This is a genomic window from Pseudoalteromonas sp. S554 (genome assembly GCF_005930865.1).
Taxonomy (GTDB): domain Bacteria; phylum Pseudomonadota; class Gammaproteobacteria; order Enterobacterales; family Alteromonadaceae; genus Pseudoalteromonas; species Pseudoalteromonas marina.
Genome location: NZ_PNDV01000039.1, coordinates 15,022 through 37,844, shown reverse-complemented (window position 1 = coordinate 37,844; position 22,823 = coordinate 15,022). Strand labels below are relative to the sequence as shown.

20 protein-coding genes are annotated in these 22,823 nt (G+C 40.5%); 13 read left to right on the top strand and 7 right to left on the bottom strand.

The window, feature by feature from the left end:
• Positions 1-62 precede the first annotated feature (62 nt).
• Positions 63-3,503 carry a PAS domain-containing hybrid sensor histidine kinase/response regulator gene (locus tag CWB65_RS10310; RefSeq protein ID WP_138740515.1) on the bottom strand — a complete coding sequence of 1,147 codons (3,441 nt, stop codon included), beginning with the start codon at positions 3,501-3,503 and terminating at the stop codon, positions 63-65.
• Between the two features lie 412 nt (positions 3,504-3,915).
• Here CWB65_RS10310 and CWB65_RS10305 point away from each other — a divergent pair, with 412 nt between their 5' ends.
• From CWB65_RS10305 to CWB65_RS10245, 13 genes are all read left to right on the top strand, one after another.
• Positions 3,916-4,179, top strand: coding sequence for a DUF4212 domain-containing protein (locus CWB65_RS10305; RefSeq protein WP_004586074.1), 264 nt, complete (start codon positions 3,916-3,918; stop codon positions 4,177-4,179).
• A gap of 10 nt (positions 4,180-4,189) precedes the next feature.
• A complete protein-coding gene (locus CWB65_RS10300) occupies positions 4,190-5,914 on the top strand; it encodes a sodium:solute symporter family protein (RefSeq protein WP_006791848.1) in 1,725 nt (574 codons plus the stop codon).
• A 105-nt stretch (positions 5,915-6,019) separates the two neighbouring features.
• Complete coding sequence (locus CWB65_RS10295) at positions 6,020-7,858, top strand: DUF294 nucleotidyltransferase-like domain-containing protein (RefSeq protein ID WP_008128920.1); 1,839 nt, start codon at positions 6,020-6,022, stop codon at positions 7,856-7,858.
• Between the two features lie 7 nt (positions 7,859-7,865).
• Entirely contained in the window at positions 7,866-8,489 is a 624-nt protein-coding gene (locus CWB65_RS10290; protein ID WP_006791850.1) for a 3'-5' exonuclease, read from the top strand.
• Positions 8,490-8,548: 59 nt separating this feature from the next.
• Positions 8,549-9,223, top strand: a complete 675-nt coding sequence (locus CWB65_RS10285; RefSeq protein WP_138740514.1) for a hypothetical protein — start codon at positions 8,549-8,551, stop codon at positions 9,221-9,223.
• A 143-nt stretch (positions 9,224-9,366) separates the two neighbouring features.
• Positions 9,367-10,092 carry an SIMPL domain-containing protein gene (locus CWB65_RS10280; RefSeq protein ID WP_008128926.1) on the top strand — a complete coding sequence of 242 codons (726 nt, stop codon included), beginning with the start codon at positions 9,367-9,369 and terminating at the stop codon, positions 10,090-10,092.
• 26 nt (positions 10,093-10,118) lie between these two features.
• A complete protein-coding gene (locus tag CWB65_RS10275; protein WP_008128928.1) occupies positions 10,119-10,379 on the top strand; it encodes a hypothetical protein in 261 nt (86 codons plus the stop codon).
• A gap of 165 nt (positions 10,380-10,544) precedes the next feature.
• Positions 10,545-11,561 (top strand): erythrose-4-phosphate dehydrogenase, encoded by a 1,017-nt coding sequence (epd, locus tag CWB65_RS10270; RefSeq protein WP_006791866.1) that lies wholly within the window; start codon positions 10,545-10,547, stop codon positions 11,559-11,561.
• A gap of 68 nt (positions 11,562-11,629) precedes the next feature.
• Positions 11,630-12,805, top strand: a complete 1,176-nt coding sequence (locus CWB65_RS10265) for a phosphoglycerate kinase (protein WP_006791867.1) — start codon at positions 11,630-11,632, stop codon at positions 12,803-12,805.
• A gap of 200 nt (positions 12,806-13,005) precedes the next feature.
• Entirely contained in the window at positions 13,006-14,070 is a 1,065-nt protein-coding gene (gene fba / locus CWB65_RS10260) for a class II fructose-bisphosphate aldolase (RefSeq protein WP_006791868.1), read from the top strand.
• Positions 14,071-14,658: 588 nt separating this feature from the next.
• Positions 14,659-15,348: a phosphate regulon transcriptional regulator PhoB gene (phoB, locus tag CWB65_RS10255; RefSeq protein ID WP_006791869.1), complete on the top strand. Its 690-nt coding sequence runs from the start codon at positions 14,659-14,661 to the stop codon at positions 15,346-15,348.
• Positions 15,349-15,408: 60 nt separating this feature from the next.
• Positions 15,409-16,740: a phosphate regulon sensor histidine kinase PhoR gene (gene phoR, locus CWB65_RS10250; RefSeq protein ID WP_138740513.1), complete on the top strand. Its 1,332-nt coding sequence runs from the start codon at positions 15,409-15,411 to the stop codon at positions 16,738-16,740.
• Positions 16,741-16,830: 90 nt separating this feature from the next.
• A complete protein-coding gene (locus tag CWB65_RS10245; protein WP_006791871.1) occupies positions 16,831-17,799 on the top strand; it encodes a PstS family phosphate ABC transporter substrate-binding protein in 969 nt (322 codons plus the stop codon).
• Between the two features lie 70 nt (positions 17,800-17,869).
• On the opposite strand, the gene CWB65_RS10240 is transcribed toward CWB65_RS10245, so the two are convergent.
• The 6 genes from CWB65_RS10240 to gluQRS all read right to left on the bottom strand — a co-directional run bounded on the left by CWB65_RS10240 (position 17,870) and on the right by gluQRS (position 22,810).
• Positions 17,870-18,106 (bottom strand): hypothetical protein, encoded by a 237-nt coding sequence (locus CWB65_RS10240; RefSeq protein WP_008130942.1) that lies wholly within the window; start codon positions 18,104-18,106, stop codon positions 17,870-17,872.
• 28 nt (positions 18,107-18,134) lie between these two features.
• Positions 18,135-18,983 carry a pantoate--beta-alanine ligase gene (gene panC, locus CWB65_RS10235; RefSeq protein WP_008130945.1) on the bottom strand — a complete coding sequence of 283 codons (849 nt, stop codon included), beginning with the start codon at positions 18,981-18,983 and terminating at the stop codon, positions 18,135-18,137.
• Entirely contained in the window at positions 18,983-19,777 is a 795-nt protein-coding gene (panB, locus tag CWB65_RS10230) for a 3-methyl-2-oxobutanoate hydroxymethyltransferase (protein ID WP_006791874.1), read from the bottom strand. The genes panC and panB overlap by 1 nt, the downstream gene beginning before the upstream one ends.
• Before the next feature lie 31 nt (positions 19,778-19,808).
• Positions 19,809-20,294 carry a 2-amino-4-hydroxy-6-hydroxymethyldihydropteridine diphosphokinase gene (folK, locus tag CWB65_RS10225; RefSeq protein ID WP_008130948.1) on the bottom strand — a complete coding sequence of 162 codons (486 nt, stop codon included), beginning with the start codon at positions 20,292-20,294 and terminating at the stop codon, positions 19,809-19,811.
• 4 nt (positions 20,295-20,298) lie between these two features.
• Positions 20,299-21,720, bottom strand: a complete 1,422-nt coding sequence (pcnB, locus tag CWB65_RS10220) for a polynucleotide adenylyltransferase PcnB (RefSeq protein WP_008130950.1) — start codon at positions 21,718-21,720, stop codon at positions 20,299-20,301.
• 187 nt (positions 21,721-21,907) lie between these two features.
• On the bottom strand, positions 21,908-22,810 hold the full coding sequence (gene gluQRS / locus CWB65_RS10215) for a tRNA glutamyl-Q(34) synthetase GluQRS (RefSeq protein ID WP_008130954.1): 903 nt from the start codon (positions 22,808-22,810) through the stop codon (positions 21,908-21,910).
• Between the last annotated feature and the right edge of the window lie 13 nt (positions 22,811-22,823).

Below are 22,823 nucleotides of genomic sequence, written 5' to 3'. Positions count from 1 at the left end.
TTTATTAAGCAAAGCCCAGTAAACGTACTGGGCTTTTTATTTGCGATTAACTAAGTTGCAAATTAAGTGCTGTGATTAAGCAGGGCTTTTAATTTACCCGGCTTAATAGGTTTACTTAAGTAGTGAATATTAGCTGCTTTTGTTTCTTGTTTAAGTTCGGTGTCGCGTACTGCGGTAATTAAAATAGCCGGAATGTCGCTTTGCCATATTTCTCTGAGTGTTTTAATTAAAGTGATGCCATCGCACTCATTGCCTAACTGGTAATCCATTAATATAACATCCGGTGCGCTATGCGCTTTAGCATGCGACATGACGTTTTCGACATTATCAAACAGGGTATAATTTGCTTGCCACTTTTTAAGTAAGCTTGCCATAGCTGCGAGGTTTTCTGGATCGTCATCTACGGCAATAATGTTTATTGCGGTACGGTTTTCTATTAGGTTACTCGCTGCGCTTTTTTGCTGAACAAACTGAGCGTCACCATAGGGTACGTCAATACTAAAGCGGCTGCCTTTACCGGGTTCTGAGTGCACATCAAGCTCTAAACTTAATAAATCTGCCATACGCTTCACCACGCCAAGGCCCAGCCCTACGCCTTTGTTGTCGCCAGACTCGACGCGATAAAAATCGTTAAATATTTTGGCTTGTTCAACGTCGCTAATACCAGGGCCTGTGTCCCATACTTCAATGCGCAGGCTATGTTTTCGGTTTCTACATGCCACTAACACGCGTCCTTTATCGGTATATTTAACAGCATTAGACACTAAATTTTGAATAATTCGGCGCAGGTAGGTGATATCGCTATGCACAACTTGGCCACCAGAACGCACGGTGAGCTTTAGCCCCTTATCACTTGATAAAATAGCGTACTCACTTTTTAGCGGCGCTAAAATATCTTCAATGTAAAAGTGGCGCGGTGTGGGGGTCATTGCGCCTTGCTCTAGTTTAGCTATTTCAAGTAGGGCTGACATTAAGTGAACAGTCGAATCTAGGCTGTCACCAAGCTTATTAAAGTTATTTGCATTGGTGGCATCAAGTTGTTTTTCATCAATGGCAGCTAGGTATAAACGCGCTGCATTGAGGGGTTGTAAAATATCGTGGCTAGCGAGTGCTAAAAAGCGCGTTTTACTGTCGTTTGCTTGTTCGGCCTCTCGTTTTGCTAAAGTAAGTGCTTCCTCCGTTTGTACTCGGCTGTCTATTTGCGCTTGTAAGTCTTTATTTATTGTTTGTACTTCTTGGGTTCGCGCCTCAATACGGTTTTCTAGATCCATGTTCACTTCTTCAAGCGCATTTTGGGTGCTTATGTGAGTTGTGATATCAGAAAAGCTCGTTACAAAGCCGCCATCAGGCAGTGGATTACCAATCATCTCAAACACTTGGCCATTACGACGGTGGCGTATAAAGTGATGAGAGCTACCATTTTTTAAATGTTGCACGCGTTTTTCTATTTGGCGTTCTATTTCGCCAGGCCCACATTCACCGCGTTTAGCGTTGTATCTAATAATATCCTCTATGGGTTGGCCAACTTCTAAAAAACCTTCAGGGTAGTTAAACATGGCACTGTAGCGCTTGTTCCATGCCACTAGCTTTAAGTTTTTATCAACAACCGAAATACCATGGCTTAAGTTTTCTAAAGAGGTAAATAATAGGTTTTGGTTAAATTGTAGGGCTTGTGTGGTTTCATCAAAAAAGTTAACCACTTCTTCAAATGCCATGCGCTTGCCCGATGACACCGTATGAATGAGCGCCTGTGCAGATGACGCGCCTAAAACACCGGTTAATGCGCGTTCGCAATAGGCTATAAATTCGGGCTCTGGGTGAGCGTTATTGTCGTTTAAATGGTGCGCAAGTGCGTAATGAGCCAGTACTTGTTGACTGCGTTGTATGCCTAAAAAGGTTTGCAGCAATATTTTAAAGTCGTAAACCGTGGCTTTAACATCTTTATTCAAACGGCGAGACAAAATAGCCTGATCTTTTGGATTTACAAACGCCGCGGCCTGAATTTTATCAATAAGGCGCTCTTCGGCTCCTAAAGAAAAACTAATATAACAACCAATATTTGCAAAGAGTGCGATGAGTGTTCCACGAGTGATGAGTGTTTGTTGTAACTCGCTATTTAAGGTATTACCTGCATCTAAAATGGGTAACATTAAGAACAGCACCCAGCAGGTTATACCAGCTAAAAGACCAGCATAAACGCCATAGGCATGACCTTTTCGCCAATATAAGCCACCAACAATAGAGGGCAATAACTGAGTCACTAACGAAAAGGCAACTAAGCCCATACTAGCCAGTGCGCTGCTATGGCCAAACCATTGTTGATAAAAATAAGCCAATATTAAAATACCGGCAATGGTAAAGCGCCTTACTAATAAAATTTGTGCCTTATAGCTGGTGGTAATTAGGTTACGTTTAAACTTACGACGCAGTATTAATGGCAGCACTACATCGTTTGAGATCATGGTACTTAGAGTCAGTGTTGCAACCACAATCATGGCAGTTGCAGCCGATAGGCCACCAATAAATACAAAGGTGGTTAAAAAGGCGTTGTCGTTAATTAGCGGCAGTGCCAGTACAAAGCTGTCTGGCGAATAACCAATACCAATATTTGGGTGAATAGCGGCAGTCGCTATAGGTAAAATCATTGCTGCGGTTAGTAATAAATATAAGGGGAACGCCCAACGAGCGGTATTTAAATGACGCTTATTTTGGTTGTCGACCACGGTTACATGAAACTGGCGGGGTAAACAAATAATTGCCGCGGCCGCCATAAGGGATTGACCAATAAAATTAAAACTAAAAAAATTAAAGTTACTCCAGTGTGCCCAAGCAGATTCGGTTAACTGAGCTGATGAGGTTTCTGGTAGGTTGAATAATGTATAAATAGCGAGGCCTGCCACAGCCATTAATGCAAAAAGCTTGATTAAAGATTCGAATGCTACAGCTAGCATTAACCCAGAGCGATACTCGGTGACATCGACTTTGCGGGTACCAAAAAATATTGCAAATAATGCCATGATAAGTGTGGCAGAAAGTGCCAGCATATCCCCCGATATTTTATTGCTATTTTGCAATAGCAAAAAGCTAGTGCTTAGGGCTTTAAGTTGCAACGCAATGTAAGGAATAGTGGCTAGCAGCGCAATAAGAGTCACCAAAATGGCGGTGGTTTGGCGTTTGCCATAACGGGCGGAAATAAAGTCGGCAATGGTCGTGATGTTTTGTTTTTTACTAACCAAAACCAGTTTGCGTAAAAACCCCTGCCCGAAAAAAAACAATAAGGCCGGACCCAATAAAATAGGTAAATAGCTCCAGCTGCTGGTGGCTGCGGTTCCCACCGAGCCGTAATAGGTCCAAGAGGTACAGTAAATACCAATTGCAAACGAATACACAAAAGGATGATGACTAATACGCTTTGCCAAAGGCGTTGTTTTATCGCCCCAGTTTGCTAGCCAAAACAGTACCCCTATATACCCTAATGCAACAATAATCAGAACGGCAGTCATGGTGTTATTAACCCTTATTATTTTTAAATGACCCTCAACCCAAGAGGTTATTACACAATACCAGAACTGAGCTTAGGTGTGGGGGTTGATTTTAAATAGTAAATTAAAGTGAAAATATATCTTACTGAATAATAACAATAAAAAGTAAAGAGCCCCCGTATTAGACTAATGTCGCATTTGTGAGCTGATTGGTAAATCAGCAATAAGTATAGCAAGTATAAAAAGCGTAACATGCTGATATTAAATAAAAATAACATTTTCTATTAAGTAGGTTAAATGCAGTTTACGCAAACGTTAATCAGGTGTTACGACTATGGTCTCAATTCAATATGTGAGCTGCGTTGCTAAATTGATTAGCGAAGATAAAAAACCACCCATCGCGATACTGCGGTGCTTAAAGGGGAAAATAAAAATGGCTTTTAAAGACGAAGAACAAGCAAAAGCTTATTGGGCTGAAAACATTTCACTACTGTTTAAATTACTAGCAGTGTGGTTTGTGGTCTCATTTGGCTTTGGCATATTACTGGTAGATGTACTGAATGAAGTACGTTTTTTTGGGTTTAAACTTGGCTTCTGGTTCTCCCAGCAAGGCGCGATTTACACCTTTGTGGCTTTGATTTTTGTGTACGTTTTCAAAATGAATACGTTAGATAAAAAATACGGCGTAGACGAATAGGAGCTAAGCAATGGATGTTCAAACACTCACATTTATAATTGTTGGTTTAAGCTTTGCGCTTTATATCGGCATTGCAATTTGGGCCCGTGCGGGTTCAACAAACGAATTTTACGTAGCAGGCGGCGGCGTACCTCCACTAGCTAATGGTATGGCAACTGCAGCTGACTGGATGAGCGCCGCGTCGTTTATTTCAATGGCGGGTATTATTTCGTTCGCAGGGTATGATGGCGGCGTTTACTTAATGGGGTGGACTGGCGGTTACGTACTGCTCGCTATGTGTTTAGCGCCTTACTTACGTAAATTCGGCAAGTTCACAGTACCTGACTTTATTGGCGACCGTTACTACTCGCGCACAGCGCGCTTAGTGGCCATTTTATGTGCCATATTTATTTGTTTTACTTATATTGCTGGGCAAATGCGCGGCGTAGGCGTTGTGTTTTCTCGCTTTTTAGAAGTAGAAATTGAAACCGGTGTTTACATTGGTATGGTGATTGTATTTTTCTATGCGGTTCTTGGCGGCATGAAAGGCATTACCTATACACAAGTAGCGCAGTATTGTGTACTTGTATTTGCATACTTAGTTCCGGCTATTTTTATCTCAATGATGATGACGGGTCACTTCTTTCCACAAACAGGCTTTGGTGCCACTTTAAGTGACGGCTCAGGTATGTATGTACTTGATAAACTTGACGGGTTAAGCGCAGAGCTGGGCTTTGCACAATACACCGAAGGCTCTAAAAGCATGATAGATGTATTTGCCATTACAGGTGCATTAATGGTCGGTACTGCAGGTTTACCACATGTAATTGTTCGCTTCTTCACTGTACCGCGTGTAAAAGATACGCGTATTTCAGCAGCGTGGACGTTGGTATTTATTGCTATTGTTTATACTACCGCACCAGCAGTTGCTTCGTTTGCACGTGTAAACATGATCGATACAATCAATGGTAAAGACGGCAGCGGCACAGCGTACGCAGAAGCACCAGCGTGGATCAAAAACTGGGAGCGTACAGGCCTAATCACTTTTAATGATAAAAATGGTGACGGCAAAATGTTCTACACAGCAGGTAAAATAGAAGATCCAAATAGCGCAAATGAAGTAAAAGTAGACCGCGATATTATGGTATTGGCTAATCCTGAGATAGCTAATTTACCTGCATGGGTTGTTGCACTTGTAGCCGCAGGGGGGATTGCTGCAGCACTGTCGACAACAGCGGGTTTACTACTGGTTATTTCGACTTCTGTTTCGCACGATTTACTCAAACGTACTCTGAAACCCGATATTAGTGATAAACAAGAGCTACTGGCCGCTCGATTAGCCGCGATGATTGCCATTGTTATATCTGCATACTTTGGAATCAACCCGCCTGGCTTTGTAGCGTCGGTGGTGGCCTTTGCCTTTGGTTTAGCTGCGGCGAGTTTCTTCCCTGCAATTATTATGGGAATATTCTCTAAAACAATGAACAGAGAAGGTGCTATTGCAGGCATGATCACCGGTATTGGCTTTACTGCAGCGTATATCATCTTCTTTAAATTTGTGAGCCCAGAGCTTAACAGCCCAGAGAACTGGTTCTTAGGTATTTCGCCTGAAGGTATAGGTTTAGTCGGTATGGTAATTAACTTTGTTGTTGCTGCCGTAGTACTGAAATTTACTCAACCAACACCTGTTGAAATACAAGAAATGGTAGAAGGTATTCGTAATCCTAAAGGGTCGGCAGAAGCGCACGCGCATTAAGCCAACTTATATGTAAAGTACCAAAAGCCCGACCTTAGTCGGGCTTTTTATTTGTATAAATAATGAGTACATTGGTGCTGTGTATACTTTTTAGTGAGTGTAACAATGAGTGTAGAACAACAAGAAGTAGCCCAATATGTTTATCTTCAAGCGCCGTTCAGCATGCTCGATAACAGTGCTTGCGACTACTTTGTAAACCATCTTGATGTTATTTATTTAACGCGAGAAAATCAGGCGCAGTGGCTACAGAGCGAACATCCAAAGCTTTTTTTAATTCGCTCAGGTCTTTACGATCTAGTTGATGCTAAAGGTGATGTAGTAACACGTCTGGCACAAGGTGATTATTTTGGTTTTCCTTCGCTTTTAACCGGCGAAGCAATTCAAAATAAATTGGCGGTTCAAAAAGAGGGCATAGTGTATATGCTCAACCAAGAACACTTTGATTTTTTACGCCGAGAGTACAAACCGTTTGAGCAATATTTTGTTAGAGCTCACGCCAATAGATTACTATCATCACATTATAAAAGTAAAAACGACAGTTGGTCAGAGCGCAGAATATCTGAACTCATGACCCGCACAGCCATAACGCTTTCACCCGATGCCAGCATTCGACAAAGCGCTAAAAAAATGAAAGAGCACGGTGTGTCGTCAATTATGGTTATTCAACATGCCCATTTAGTTGGCGTGGTAACAGACCGCGATCTGCGAAATAGGGTGCTTGCCGACGAGGTAGACCCGCAAGAAGCGGTTAGCAGCATAATGACCACAAACCCTAAATTTATATTTGAAAATAACCGCGTGTTTTCTGCGTTGCATTTAATGCTTAAATATAATATTCACCACTTGCCAGTGCTTGATGAAAGCCATAACCCGATAGGTATGCTCACCAGTACTGATTTACTGCGCCAACAAAAAAGTGATCCTGTGCAGCTCATTGGCCGCATTTATAAAGCGCATAACGTGAACGACTTAAAACGTTACGCCAAAGAAGTGCCCGATTTACTAAAGAGCTTCTCTCATAATATTGACGATATTTCACTTATTGGTAAATTACTAAGCGGGTTAACCGATGCATTAACATCGCGTTTGATCAGACTATTTCAAGAAGATCACGGCGCAGCACCAACCAGTTTTAGTTTTATATGCTTTGGCTCACAAGCACGCGAAGAGCAAACATTACATTCAGATCAAGATAACGGCCTATTACTCCCCAACGATTTAACTCAAGAGCAGCATACTTACTTTAAAAAAATGGGAGAGTTTGTTTGCGAACAACTCGTTGAATGCGGCATTAGGCGATGCCCTGGTAACATAATGGCAAGCAGTGACTTATGCCGCATGAGCGTGAACGATTGGTCTGAACGCTTTTTTAAATGGATAAAAAGCCCAACCCCCGAAGCCATGCTTAATTGTAAAATATTTTTTGATTTACGCTTTATAGAAGGTTCAAATTCGTTATATACCGCATTTTGTGAACAATTAGTGCGCATATCGCGAAACGATTTATTTTATGCAGCCATGGCTACCGACATAAATAATAACAGCGTACCCATAGGTTTATTTAACAAGTTTAAAACGCAAAAAGATGACAACAACCACAAATACATAGATTTGAAAAAACGCGGTGTGGTGATCATTAACGACATAGTGCGCTTATACGCATTAAAAGCGGGAATTAAACGGGCTAACACCCAAGAGCGCCTAGAAGCATTATTAAAGTATAACCTCATCAACAAAGACGATATTTACAACTTAAAAGACTGTTGGCGTTTTTTAACTCAGCTGCGCTTAAGCACACAAATTAATGAAGAGGGGTTACCAAGCAACTGTATTAACCCTAATAAATTAAATTCACTAGAGCGCCATCAGTTAAAAGAAGCGTTTTATTTAGTAAAACAAGCGCAGCAAGGCGCCGCGTTTAAATTTGCACGGGGCAGTTTGTGAGGCTCTCATGGTAAAAATGTTACTTACGCGGTATATAAAGCGCCGTCAATTACTAGCAAAAAATGCATTCTCGCAGCGCTATTTGGTGATTGATTTAGAGCTCACAGGGCTTGACTCAAAACAGCACGAAATAGTGTCGGTTGCATGGGTTGTAATTGATAACCAATGTATAAAAATGAGCGAGTCGCAACATTTTATTAATAAAGACGTAAAAAGCCTTGAACAAAGCCCGGTTTTTCATGGTATTAGTACTGACTCGGTGGCACAAGGGCAAAGCCTACAGAGTATTTTAATGTCTTTAAGCGCTCACTTTAGTGACTGCATTTTAGTATTTCATAATGCCATGCTTGACTGGGGCTTTTTAAAGTTAGCACTAAAAAATGCAGGGGTCACCCAGCGGCCTAAGCTGATCATCGATACCCTACAAATAGAAAAAAAGCGCTTACTGCAACACGCAAGCGATATAAAATTAGATGATTTAACCTTAAATGAATGCCGTAATCGCTACGATTTACCAAGCTATCATTGCCATCATGCGCTTACCGATGCACAAGCCACTGCTGAGCTGTTATTGGCCCAATGCCATCAAATAGGCGCCGGTAAAGAGTTAACGTTAAGAGCACTAGTTTAACAAAGCTATTTCACTTACGTATAATTTTGTTAAACTCAATTTTTTTAAAAGGATTTATTATGGTAATTGAAGCCGCCAGTAAGTATTACAACCAGTTAAACAATGACCTTCAAGCAGTTAAAAAGTACATTCACAACAATTTTGGTGTGTTTCTTACTATTCTTTACTTATTAGGTAGTTTATCAGGTGTTGTGTATCTTTACGTTTTACTTAATAACTTTTCGGTTGATGTATTCAACTTTATTGAAATAAGTGACTTTTTACTGGCACTGATTTCAAATCCTTTACTTATTACTATTTATACTACGCTCATCGTTATAACAGCTATTTATTTAAATTGGCGCTCAGGACACATGCCAGATCCTAGTAAAACAACCGTGTTAAAAAAACTTTATTATGGCTTTTGTTACCCGTACTATTTATTAAAACCTAGTTATACAGCGGTATTATTTTTAGCGCTTATAATACCTACATACCCTACTATGTTGGCGTATTCACACAGTAAAGACATAGTAAATGAAAGAACAATGAGTTATCACTTATCATTAAATTATCCAATTGCTAAGAGCAAAGTAACTCAACTTCAAAATGTTCAAATAGTAGCCTCAACAATGGGGAATTTATTTGTTTATGATAATAAACAAGATAAGTTACTTATTATTTCACAAGAAAATATTTCAGCATTAATACCTAATGAAAATAAAGTAAAAACGGTTAGCTCAGAGTCAAAATAGTAGCCTCTACATCACCCAAAAATTAGCTAATTTAATGAGGATACTCAGGCACGTAAGCATAAAATATTTAGCTGAAATATTATTAAATGTTACTTATAGGTGTAGGCATATAAGTCATAATTTCACTTTTACAAGGAACGAATATGAAACTTATCATCGCTATTTTTATTGCCTTATTTCCACTTGTTACGTTTGCAAATTCAAGTTTGCCGCCGAATAGACATATTGCTGTCCAGGGGAAGGGTGAGGTATTAGCTAAACCAGATCTAGCCAAAATTTCATTTGAGGTGGTTAGTATGAAAAAAGAATCACTTGATGCAAAACGTGATGTGGATGCTAGGGTTAATTTATTTTTAAACGGTTTAGATAAATATGGGGTCGAAGAGTCGGCAGTATCAGCCTCAAATTTATTAACTACTGCTGATATGCAATATTTAGAAAGTGGTGAAGAAAAACGGGTAGGTTACATTGCTTCGCGTTCACTCAAAGTTACTATTGATGATATTAACAAGATGAATGAAATTGTTGATTTTGCATTGAGTGTAAAAATAAATGAAGTAACTAATATAGAGTTACTGTCTTCAAAAGCCAAAGAGTTGGAAGCTCAGGCTACGCAGAATGCAGTAGAAAATGCGAAAGTTAAAGGTAAAGTACTAGCGAGTTCATTTGGTGCATCTCTTGGAAATATTTATAGTATTAATTCTAATAACAATCGCTCAAATTATGGCTATCATTCAATGTATGTTGAGCGCATTGATGTGACTGGTTCGAAAATGAGTGAGTCTCCTTTTGCAGCGGGGCGTTATTTAGAAATTTCTATAACATTTGAATCATCTATAAACGTGGTGTTTGATTTAGAGATAAAATAATAATCAGGGTATGAGGCATTAGAGAAATGGAATTAAAGTATTTTTATATTGGGTTTGGTGTCATTGCATTACTGAATCTCATTGTTAGCGTTCTTTTAATAAAGCGCGATGATTTAGAGGTTTTTCAAAAAGTGGCGCAAGTCATATTGGTCTGGTTAATTCCGTTGTTTGCTGCGGTTGGTTTGTGGTTGTTTTATCGCTCACAGGATAAGCCCAAAAGCATACCTAAAAGCTTTGGTGGAGGAACTTCCTCTGGTACGAACACACACAATGGAAGCGGGTTATAAGCAAATTTTAACGTGTATACTTTAATGCTATGTGGGGATTTTCAACGTTAATTTAAAGTTTCTAATCGCCCCCTCTTATAATCAGGCGCAAGGTCGATTACAATACAGGCATCTAAAAGGCACATAGCCTTTATCTGCACGCTAAAAGAGTGGATTTTATATTTCATGGCAATCAAACTTGCAATTAATGGTTTTGGTCGTATTGGTCGAAATATTGTCCGCGCGTTGTACGAGTCAGGTTTGAGCGACGAAATTAAAATTGTTGCCATTAACGAACTGGCTGACCCTGAAGCTATTGCTCATTTATTAAAATACGACACATCCCACGGTCGTTTTTCTTTTCCTGTAAAACTTGGTGAAGACACCATTAGTGTTGCAGGCGATACTATTGCACTTTTTTGTGAAGAAAACCCAGTAGAATTACCTTGGCAAACCCTTGATGTAGATGTAGTACTTGAATGTACTGGTGTTTATCATTCGCGTGAGCATGCACAGTTACACATTACAGCGGGCGCCAAAAAGGTGTTGTTTTCGCATCCAGCTGATAACGACGTAGATGCCACTATTGTCTATGGCATAAACGACGATGAGCTTAAAAGCGAGCATACTATTGTATCTAACGGCTCGTGTACCACAAACTGTGTAGTGCCAGTAATAAAAGTATTAGATGATGCCTTTGGTATTGAGTCGGGTGCTATTACCACTATTCATGCATCGATGAACGATCAACAAGTGATTGACGCGTACCATCATGATTTACGCCGTACTCGCGCCGCGAGTCAATCTATTATTCCGGTAGATACAAAACTTGCCCGCGGTATAGACCGCATATTACCTAAATTTGAAGGTCGCTTTGAGGCCATAGCTGTTCGCGTTCCAACAATTAATGTAACGGCCATGGATTTAAGTGTAACGGTTAATGCCGATGTAGATTTAAAGGCCGTTAATAATGCACTTAAAGCACAAGCAAAAGATAGACTCGAAGGTATTTTAAGTTACACCGAAGAGCCGCTTGTATCAGTTGATTTTAATCACGATCCACATTCTTGTATTATTGATGGCACACAGACACGAGTTAGTCACAAACGGCTGATAAAGTTACTTGTTTGGTGTGATAATGAGTGGGGATTTGCAAATCGTATGCTCGATACCGCGCGTGCGATGGTTGCAGTAACTCAGTAACTTTTTATATTACTATAATAATTTAAACGTATTTTTCAGGTTCAGTATCGTTAACTAAGGAGATATTCATGTCGGTCATAAAAATGGCAGATTTAGATTTAAACGGCAAACGCGTATTAATTCGTGAAGATTTAAATGTACCAGTTAAAGCAGGTAAAGTGACGTCAGATGCGCGTATTCGTGCTGCACTACCTACTATTAAATTAGCCCTTGAGAAAGGCGCTAAAGTAATGGTTATGTCACACCTTGGCCGTCCTACGGAAGGGGAATACAACGAAGAATATTCGCTCGCCCCTGTAGCTGATTACCTAAACGACGCGCTAGCGCAAACAGTGCGTCTTGAAAAAGACTACTTAAATGGCGTAGATGTAGCTGATAACGAAGTGGTTGTATTTGAAAACGTGCGCTTTAATAAGGGCGAGAAGAAAAACGACGAAGCGTTATCAAAACAACTTGCAGCTTTATGTGATGTATACGTAATGGATGCCTTTGGTACAGCTCACCGCGCACAAGCGTCTACTCATGGTGTTGGTTTATTTGCTGATGTTGCCTGTGCAGGCCCATTACTATCGGCTGAACTTGAAGCATTAGGAAAAGCACTTGATAATCCAGCTCGCCCATTAGTGGCTATTGTGGGTGGTTCAAAAGTTTCGACTAAACTAACTGTACTAGATTCACTGTCTAAAATTGTTGACCAGCTAGTAACTGGCGGCGGTATTGCTAATACGTTTATTGCAGCTGCAGGCAATCCGGTAGGTAAATCACTTTTTGAAGCTGATTTAATGGATGAAGCAAATCGTTTATGTGCAGCAGCGAAGGCAAACGATGGTGAAATTCCAGTTCCTACGGATGTAGTGGTAGGTAATGAATTTTCAGAGTCAGCAGTTGCTACGCTTAAAGATGTAAGCGAAGTGACTAGCGACGATATGATTTTTGATATTGGCCCAGATACCGCCAGCCAACTTGCTAAAATTATTGCAAATGCAGGCACGGTAGTATGGAATGGTCCTGTAGGTGTATTTGAGTTTGATCAGTTTGGCAACGGCACACGTGCTATTGCTCAAGCAATTGCTAATTCAAACGCATTTTCAATTGCGGGTGGCGGTGATACTTTAGCTGCAATTGATAAATACGGCATAGCCGATAAAGTTTCTTACATTTCTACCGGTGGTGGTGCGTTCTTAGAGTTTTTAGAAGGCAAAAAACTTCCAGCAGTAGAAATGCTAGAGTCACGCGCTAAATAAAGTTATTTAGCCGTGTAAAGTGAGGGGAAACCCTCACTAATCATTAATTATTAAATACCTCTCACCCTAATTTAATAATTAATGTGTACGAAGCTTAACTGCAGAGCAGTGGGTTTCGTGGTGTTATTTAAACGCCAAACTAACATATCCGTTCAAACTAGATAGCAGTGAAATGCTATCGATAAATTGGAGAATACCCAATGGCTTTAATCAGTATGCGACAACTTTTAGATCATGCAGCTGAGCATGGTTACGGCGTACCCGCTTTTAACGTGAATAACCAAGAGCAAATGCGCGCAATAATGGAAGCGGCTGACAAAACAAACAGCCCAGTAATCGTTCAAGGATCAGCAGGCGCTCGTGCTTACGCCGGTGCTCCATTTATTCGCCATATGATTTTAGCTGCCGTTGAAGAATGGCCACATATCCCTGTCGTAATGCATCAAGATCACGGCACCTCGCCCGGTGTTTGTCAGCGTTCAATTCAACTTGGTTTTTCATCAGTAATGATGGATGGCTCGTTAATGAGCGATGGTAAAACGCCTTCAAGTTATGAATACAACGTTGAAGTTACTCGCGAAACAGTGGCTATGGCACATGCGTGCGGTGTATCGGTTGAGGGCGAGCTAGGTGTATTAGGTTCACTTGAAACGGGTGAAGCGGGCGAAGAAGACGGTGTAGGCGCAGAAGGTAAATTAACAACTGATCAAATGCTAACTGATCCTGAAGAAGCAGCTGACTTTGTAAATAAAACCCATGTTGATGCGCTTGCGATTGCATGTGGTACATCGCACGGGGCTTACAAATTTACGCGCCCACCAACAGATGATATTTTAGCAATTGATCGCATTAAAGCCATTCACGCACGTATTCCTAACACGCATTTAGTAATGCATGGATCGTCGTCGGTACCACAAGAATGGCTAGAGATCATAAACCAGTACGGTGGCGAAATTCCTGAAACCTACGGTGTACCAGTTGAGCAAATTGTTGAAGGTATTAAGCACGGTGTTCGTAAAGTAAATATTGATACCGATTTACGTTTAGCGTCTACCGGTGCTATTCGTCGTCATATGGCGCTTAATCCATCTAACTTTGATCCACGTAAATACCTAGCAGAAGCTACAAAAGCGATGACAGAGATTTGTGTTGCGCGTTACAACTCGTTTGGAACGGCAGGACAGGCTGGTAAAATTAAACCAATTTCTCTTGATGACATGCACCTTAAGTACTTAAGCGGCGAGTTAGCACCACAGATTAAATAATCGATCGATTAAACAGATCAATGTGTAAAGGCCAGTAATATTATTACTGGCTTTTTTATTGCCTGCCAATAGCAGATCATGCAATTACCAACGGTATCAATTGGGATCACTCATTTACTAACACAGGTTGTATTGGATCATTACTTTACTAAGTAAACGTAATTTTTAGCTTTATTTAGCATTAAAAATAATCAGATCTTTTTTTATTTGTACAAACAATCAACAGCTTAACTTTTTGAGTAGGTAGAGTATTGATCTCAACATTGATCGCCTTGGTAAAAATCTGATCTTTAAAGTGAAGCTTAGTAAAATCCAGATCTATTAAAAGCTAAGTAAATACAAACAAAGGCAGACTTAGTAAAGCAATGATCTGAGTATTCGATCATATTTAAAGTTTAGTTTTTGTAAGTACTAAAAATGTCTTTATTCAATTTTTAAAATATATAAATTTGTGACAGGAGTGAGATTTTTATTATTAATTTGGCTTTTTTTTACCCCGATTTTAATTTACACGTTACACTTTCATAAAAATGTAATACTTAGTCATAATAATGAAAACTTATTCGATAGCTTAAGAGATAAATTGGAATGTCACGTAAAGTACTAGTCGTAGACGACGAAGCGCCTATCAGAGAGATGCTTGTTTTTGTATTAGAGCAAAATGGATTTCAGGCAATTGAAGCTGAAGATTATGATTCTGCTATTGCTGCAATGGTTGAGCCTTACCCTGATATGGTATTGCTTGATTGGATGTTGCCTGGCGGAAGCGGTATTCAAATTGCTAAAAAGTTTAAGCAAAACGAACACACGCGCCAAATACCTATTATTATGCTTACAGCTCGCGGTGAAGAAGAAGACAAAGTACGCGGCTTAGAAGTAGGCGCTGACGACTACGTAACTAAACCGTTTTCGCCAAAAGAATTAATGGCGCGTATTAAAGCGGTTATTCGTCGTGTGTCGCCAACCTCTTTAGAAGAAGCAATTGAAGTGCATGGCTTACGCTTAGATCCTATTTCTCATCGTGTTACTTCTGAAGGAAATGAGCTTGATATGGGCCCTACAGAGTTTAGGCTCCTTCACTTTTTCATGACTCACCCTGAACGGGTTTACAGCCGTGAACAATTGTTAGATCATGTGTGGGGAACCAATGTGTATGTGGAAGACCGTACTGTTGATGTTCATATTCGCCGTTTACGCAAAGCAATTGGCCCGTTAGGACACGATCGTTTGGTTCAGACCGTGCGTGGTGCAGGGTACCGTTTTTCAAGTAAACTATAACCTACTTAAACACCAGCTTAGTTTTATACGTGTATAACTACTCTAAGGTAAAGTGAGTGTATGTATCGAGTTGTTAATAAGCAGGCGTTAATAAAACGTCTGTTTATCTATTTTTTACCCTTACTATTAATTGGTGTGCTAGTTGGCGCACCTTTTTTGCTTTTATTTTTAGGCTCTTTTTCACTTCTTGTTTGGCATTATCATCAATTATACCGTTTAAGCGATTGGCTTTTAAATCAGCGCAGTTTTAACCCCCCTGAAGGCGAAGGTGCATGGGAGCAAGTGTTTGAAGGCATTTACCACCTGCAACACCGTAACCGTAAAAAACGAAATGAATTGGCCGATTTAATTAGGCGTTTTCGTGATGGGGCCGAAGCAGTACCCGATGCTGTTATTGTGCTTCAAACCGATTTAAGCATTGTGTGGTGTAATCAGCTGGCGCTTAAGGTATTAGGGCTGCAGTGGCCTACCGATCATGGGCAGCGCTTAGATAACTTGATACGCGAACCTAAATTTGCCAAATATATGCACAAAGGTGATTTTGACGAAGCACTAGAACTTGATAATGGCCATGCTATTGAACAAGTGCTTGAGTTTAGGGTAATGCCCTATGCAACGACGCAGTTAATGGTTGTGGTGCGCGACGTAACCCGTTTAAAGCAGCTTGAACAAATGCGCAAAGACTTTGTTGCCAATGTATCGCATGAGCTGCGAACGCCGCTTACGGTGGTTACAGGTTACCTTGAAATGATGGACAGCGACAACTTACCGCCTCCTGCAATGTGGAATAAAGCACAATCTACCATGCTTGAGCAGTGTAAACGTATGGACAGTTTGGTCAGCCAGTTATTATCACTTTCCCGAATAGAAGGTTCGCGCCGACAAGATAACGATAAAGCAATTAATGTACCTCAGTTACTTGGTTATATTCAAACAGAAGCCCAGTCTATTAATCAAGACAAAGGCCACGAATTACTATTTGATATAGATAATACACTCGACATAAAAGGCTCTGAAGATGAGCTGCGTAGTGCGTTTTCTAATTTAGTTTTTAACGCTATTCATTACACTAAACCCGGCGGAAAAATACAGGTTAGCTGGCTTCGTAAAAATAATACCGCTTGTTTTACTGTTGTTGATAACGGTGATGGCATTGCTGCAGAACATATTAATCGACTGACTGAGCGGTTTTATCGTGTGGATAAAGCACGAAGCAGAACCACAGGTGGGTCTGGTTTAGGCTTGGCAATTACAAAACATGTGTTAACACGCCACGATAGTAAATTAAATATCACCAGTGAAGTTGGAAAGGGTTCTTGTTTTTCTTTTTGTTTTTCAATAGATAAGGTCGTTGAACCCCAAAATAAACAACAAGTTTTGGCAAAGTCATAAAAGTGTCATTTAAGAGTCATATCATTGTCATGTACTCACTTTAGAGTGGGCAGCAGTTAGAAAATGGGACGAACAAATCGGAGAACCCACATGAAATTTAAAAATTTAGTTGCCGCAATGGGTGTGGCTGTTACAACTTTCGTATCTGCTCAAGCAGTGGCTTTAGATCAAGACATTCCTGAGTATCAAAAAATCAGCGGCGTATCAGGCAACTTTTCATCAGTAGGTTCTGACACTTTAGCTAACATGATGACGTTTTGGGCTGAAGAGTACAAACGTATTTACCCAAATGTAAACATTCAAATTCAAGCGGCAGGTTCTTCTACAGCGCCTCCAGCATTAACCGAAGGTACTGCTAACCTAGGTCCAATGAGCCGCGCAATGAAATCAAAAGAAATCGAAGCGTTTGAAAAACGTTACGGTTACAAGCCAACAGCAGTTCGCGTAGCTATTGATGCACTTGCTGTTTATGTACACAAAGATAACCCAATTGAAGGTCTTCGTATTGACCAAGTTGACGCTATTTTCTCATCAACTCGCAAGTGTGGTGCGTCAGAGCAAGTTAACCGTTGGAGCGATGTAGGCCTTGAAGGTAGCTGGGCAGCACGCGACATTCAATTATACGGACGTAACTCTGTATCAGGTACTTACGGTTACTTTAAGAAAAAAGCACTGTGTAAAGGTGACTTCCGTAATAACGTAAATGAACAGCCGGGTTCTGCATCTGTAGTACAATCAATTTCGTCTTCACTGAACGCAATTGGCTACTCAGGTATTGGTTACAAAACGTCAGGTGTACGTACTGTTCCATTATCTAAAAAAGGCACTAACTTTGTAGATGCAACACTTGATAACGTTGCGCAAGGTAAATACCCACTTTCTCGCTTTTTATACGTGTACGTTAACAAGCACCCAAATAAAGCCTTGTCTCCGATGGAAGCTGAATTCTTAAAAATGATTCTTTCAAAAGACGGTCAACAAATTGTAGAAAAAGATGGTTATGTTCCTCTTTCTGCAAAGCTAGTTGAAGTAGAGCTTAAAAAGCTAGGTTTAAAATAATAAACCTAAGCAATAAAAAAACCGCTCATTGAGCGGTTTTTTTTTGCTTAAAATTAAACATTTTAGGGAATTAAATACCACCTAACTTTTCAGCACGTGCTTTACATTGGTTGTATGTTTCTACACATTTAGCAGAACATATTTGTTGCTTAAGCCCTTCAGCTGTTGTTTGTTGCTCGCAGGTGCTTTCGCAGCGAAAGTTTTGTTGAGCACATTGGTTCATCTCGGCATTTTCAACATGGTTTTGACAACCGGCTAAAACAGCTAAAGTGAGCGCAACCACGCTTGTTTTTATTAATATATGCATTTTTAATCCTTAAAGTAAGCTCAATAAATTAAATATCGACCTGCATGTTGTCAATTAATCTCACAGAGCCTAAAAAGGCGGCGGCTAAAATAACAAAATGGTTATCATCGAGTGTAGCAGTTTTTAAGGTATCTCGTTGAGCTATCTCAAAATAGTCTGGCTTTAAGCCTGCTTGCTCTAGGCTTTGCTTAGCATGTGTTTTAAGCGAAGTGAAATCTTTATTACCTAGCTTAAGCTGCTCTGCACACTGGCCTAGCGCTTTAAATAAAGCGGTTGCTGTTGTTTTTTGCTCTGCTGATAAGTAGCCATTTCGTGAACTCATAGCAAGCCCTGATACTTCTCGCATGGTGGGTACACCAATAATTTCAACAGGCATAGATAGGTCGCGAGCCATCGTTTTAATCACTTGCAGTTGCTGAAAGTCTTTTTCACCAAAGCAAGCGTAGTCAGGTTGCACTAGGTTAAATAGCTTAGTCACAACAGTTGCAACGCCTTTAAAGTGCCCTGGGCGCGAACCACCACAGTAACCAAGCGACACGCCAGGTACGTCAACAAAGCTTTGCTCACCAAGCCCATTTGGATAAATTGTGCTTACACTTGGTGTAAATACAATATCAGTGCCTAACTCTGCTAGGCCTTGTTTGTCCTCTGATAATGTACGTGGGTAGTTATCTAAATCTTCGTTAGCGCCAAATTGCATTGGGTTTACAAAAATACTAACAACCACTTTATCAGCTAAAGTTTTTGCTTTTTCAACGAGTGAAAAGTGTCCTCGGTGTAAATTGCCCATTGTTGGTACAAACGCAACACTCAAGCCCGCTTGTCGCCATGCTTTAATTTGACTACGTAAAGATTTAATTTCAGTAATTGACTGCATTATTTAAACTCATGTTCAGCACTTGGAAAAGCGCCACTTTTTACATCGGTACAATATTTTTGAACGGCCGCTGGCATGTTGCCAGTTTCTAATAAAAAGTTTTTTGAAAATTTTGGAATATAACCTGCCGAAATACCCACTAGGTCGTGCATTACTAATATTTGACCGTCGGTCACATTACCAGCACCAATGCCAATGGTTGGAATACTAAGCGCATCAGTAATACGTTTTGCCAATGCACTCGGGATACACTCAAGTACTAATAATTGTGCGCCAGCGGCTTCCAGTGCTTTTGCATCATCAATCATTTTTTGTGCTTTGTCTTCTTCGCGGCCTTGGATTTTAAAGCCGCCAAATACGTGCACAGATTGAGGGGTAAGGCCTAAGTGCCCACACACAGGAATACCTTGTTGAGTAAGCGCTTTAATACTGTCGTAAAGCCATTCGCCACCTTCAAGTTTAACCATGTTTGCACCAGCGCGCATAAGTTCTGCGGCATTTTTACACGTGTCGTTAACGCTTGAATATGTCATAAATGGCATGTCAGCAATAACAAATAATTCACGGCTTCCTGCACGCACACAGCGCGTATGGTAAGCAATATCTTGGTTGGTTACGCCAAGCGTATCATCACCGCCTTGCAGCACCATACCTAATGAATCACCGACTAAAATAACGTTAACGCCATTATCATGAAATAACTTTGCAAAGCTTGCATCGTAAGCAGTTAATGCTGTGATTTTGTTATTTTCTGCTTTCATTTTATTTAAAGTAGAAACGGTTATTTTAGACATAATATTCCTCGCAGGCACAAGCCTTGGTTAATTACAGAGGTAATTGTTGTAAGTCGTTTAGCGGTAAATTAGTTGCAATGGTTTTTAGTGCAATGCCGCTGGGTAAAATAAGTTCTGGCGCAAGTTCAAGCAGTGGATACACCACAAACTCGCGTTCGTTCAAGCCATAATGGGGCACAGTTAAGCGTGCAGTATTAATAATTTTATTACCAAATAAAAGGGTATCTATGTCTAGCGTTCGAGGACCCCAACGTTCGGCTTTTCTAACACGGCCGTGCTCTAGTTCAATTTTTTGTGTTAAATCAAGTAGCTGTTCTGGTTCAAGATGGGTATTAATACATGCAACTGCGTTAATGTAGTCGGGTTGGTCTTGCGGTCCCATGGGTTTACTTGCGTAATAGTGAGACACGCTTACAAACTCGCTATGCGGCAGTTTTTTAAGTGCCGCAATCGCGTTATCAAGCTGTTGTTTAGGCGAACTTAAGTTAGCACCTAACCCTAAATAAACACAGTTCATGTTATTACTCAGCTGGCTTTCTTGGTGCGCGGCGGCGAGAGCGTTTACGCGGCTTTGGACCACCTTGATGACCTAAGTTTTTAACCATGTCTTTTTGACCGTTAATATCTTGGCTAAGGTATTGAGTCCACCACTGTGCAAGTTCTTTATGCTCAGTTTCACCCGCATCAACGCGCAATAATAAAAAGTCGTAAGCGGCTTTAAAGCGCGGTTGTTGTGTTAACCTGTACGCACGTTGGCCTGCACGTTTATCTAAACGGTGCTGGATATGCCAAATATCGCGCGCACCCAACGTAAAGCGTTTTGGAACTGCAATATGTTGTGCGCTTTCGCTAAGTACTTTATTCATTGCTTGTGCAAAGGCATCGTACTCACTAAGTTGTTCTTCGGCTTGAAGCTTTTTGGTTATTGCTAAAAGTGGGAACCATAATAGCGCGGCAAAAATAAATGCAGGCGTTACTTTTTTATCTGCATTTATGCGTTTATCGGTATTTTGAAACATTTGCTGAACAAAGGCTTGTTCTAAACCATTTGGGTTGGCTTCTAAAATTTTATCTAGCGCAGGAAATAATGCACGGAAAAGCCCGTACTGGCGAAGCATTAAAAAGTTAGCTTCAGCTTTACCGTTTAAAAACAGTTTAAGTACTTCTTCAAACAAACGCGCCGGTGGAATGTTATCAAGTAAGCTGGCAAGCTCGCTGATCGGCTTTTCGCTATTTGGCGCAATGCTCATATCAAGCTTTGTTGCAAATCGTACTGCGCGTAACATACGCACTGGATCTTCACGGTAGCGTGTTTCAGGATCGCCAATAAGCTCTATTTGTTTTGCTTTAATAGCGGCTAAACCATTGGCGTAATCATGAATGCTAAAATCGTTAATTGAGTAATACAGCGCGTTAATTGAAAAATCACGGCGCTCAGCATCTTCTTCAATGCTACCAAATACGTTGTCGCGTAATAATTGCCCTTCAGTACTTGATTGGCTTATTTGGTTTTTAGACTCAGGCGCTTCGTGATGACCGCGCATGGTTGCCACTTCAATAATTTCACGGCCAAATACAATGTGCGCTAAACGAAAACGGCGACCAATTAATCTACAGTTTCTAAAAAGCTTTTTAACTTGGTCGGGCGTTGCGTTAGTGACTACATCAAAGTCTTTAGGTTGTTGACCTAACAATATATCGCGAATACAACCACCAACGAGGTAGGCATCAAAGCCACCGTCTTTTAATCGGTATAAAACTTTGATTGCATTTGGGCTAAATTGTTTACGAGAAATACCATGCTCACCGCGCGTGATTACTAATGGTTCGCTGCTTACAGAGGCATTTTCAGCACTCGTATTTGGGCCGATTATCTGTCGGCAAAATTGAAAAAGCTTGGAAATAATAATCCGTCTCCTAGAAGGTGTTGATTGGCCTTTCATCGCAATCAAAAATAACCGCAAATAGTGGTGTTAAACCCCAATACTCACCGTCTTACTCAAATAGCACATATTTAGGCGGCTATCATATACCAGCAGGGTTTAAAAATTAAGTTGATGTGTTGAAATTAAGCTGTTTTTAACGATTTTATTTACACAGTTTAGTAAATTGCTTGGCTTAACTTGTTTGCTACTGAGAAATTTGTATTTCAGCGACTTGCGGCACTTGCTTTAACTCAAAGGTATTTACGCCCCATTCAATGAGTTGCTCAGTAGTTAAATCCATTAAATTGGCATGAGTTGGCAAGCCTAAAAATTCAAAGGCACTTATCAATGCGGGTTTTGGCTCGGCTTTACTAATTGCAGGAGCGTAGTTTTGTTTAGATAGCTTAAAACCGGGCTTGGCAACGGCTAAAGGTAAGTGAGCAAACTCAGGAATAGGGTGATTAAGTTGTTTAAATAAACTGATTTGCCGTGCTGTTGGCTCAATTAAATCGGCGCCTCTAACAATCCTATTTATGCCTTGATCAATATCGTCCACAACAACCACTAATTGGTAGGCGAATAAGCCATCACTGCGCTTTATTATATAATCTTCGTGTGCCAGCTCGCTACTAACACAAATATCACCTTGAATCAGATCGTTAAAGTGTGTGGTTGCATGGCATTGTGTTAATCGTAGTGCGCCTGTATCGGTTGGGTGTCCAAGGTTTTTACACTGGCCTTGGTAAATTCCACCCAATGCTTTTATTTGTTTTCGGCTACAGTGGCAAGCATAAACACATTGTTGATTTTCAAGGGAGCTGACTACGTCTTGGTATAAATCGAGCCGCTTAGTTTGATAAACAACTGATTCATCCCAGTGGAGGCAATAGGCTTGTAAGGTATTTAGAATATCGGTGTCGGCATTTTTCACCACTCGAGTGGTGTCTATATCCTCGATACGGACGAGCCAAGACCCTTTATTTGCTTTTGCATCAAGGTAACTGCCCACAGCCGCAACAAGTGAGCCAAAATGAAGTGGCCCAGAAGGAGACGGTGCAAAACGACCGCGATAGTTGCGCATAGGCGCAGTAACGGCTGCAGGTGGCATGCTAATTAATAGG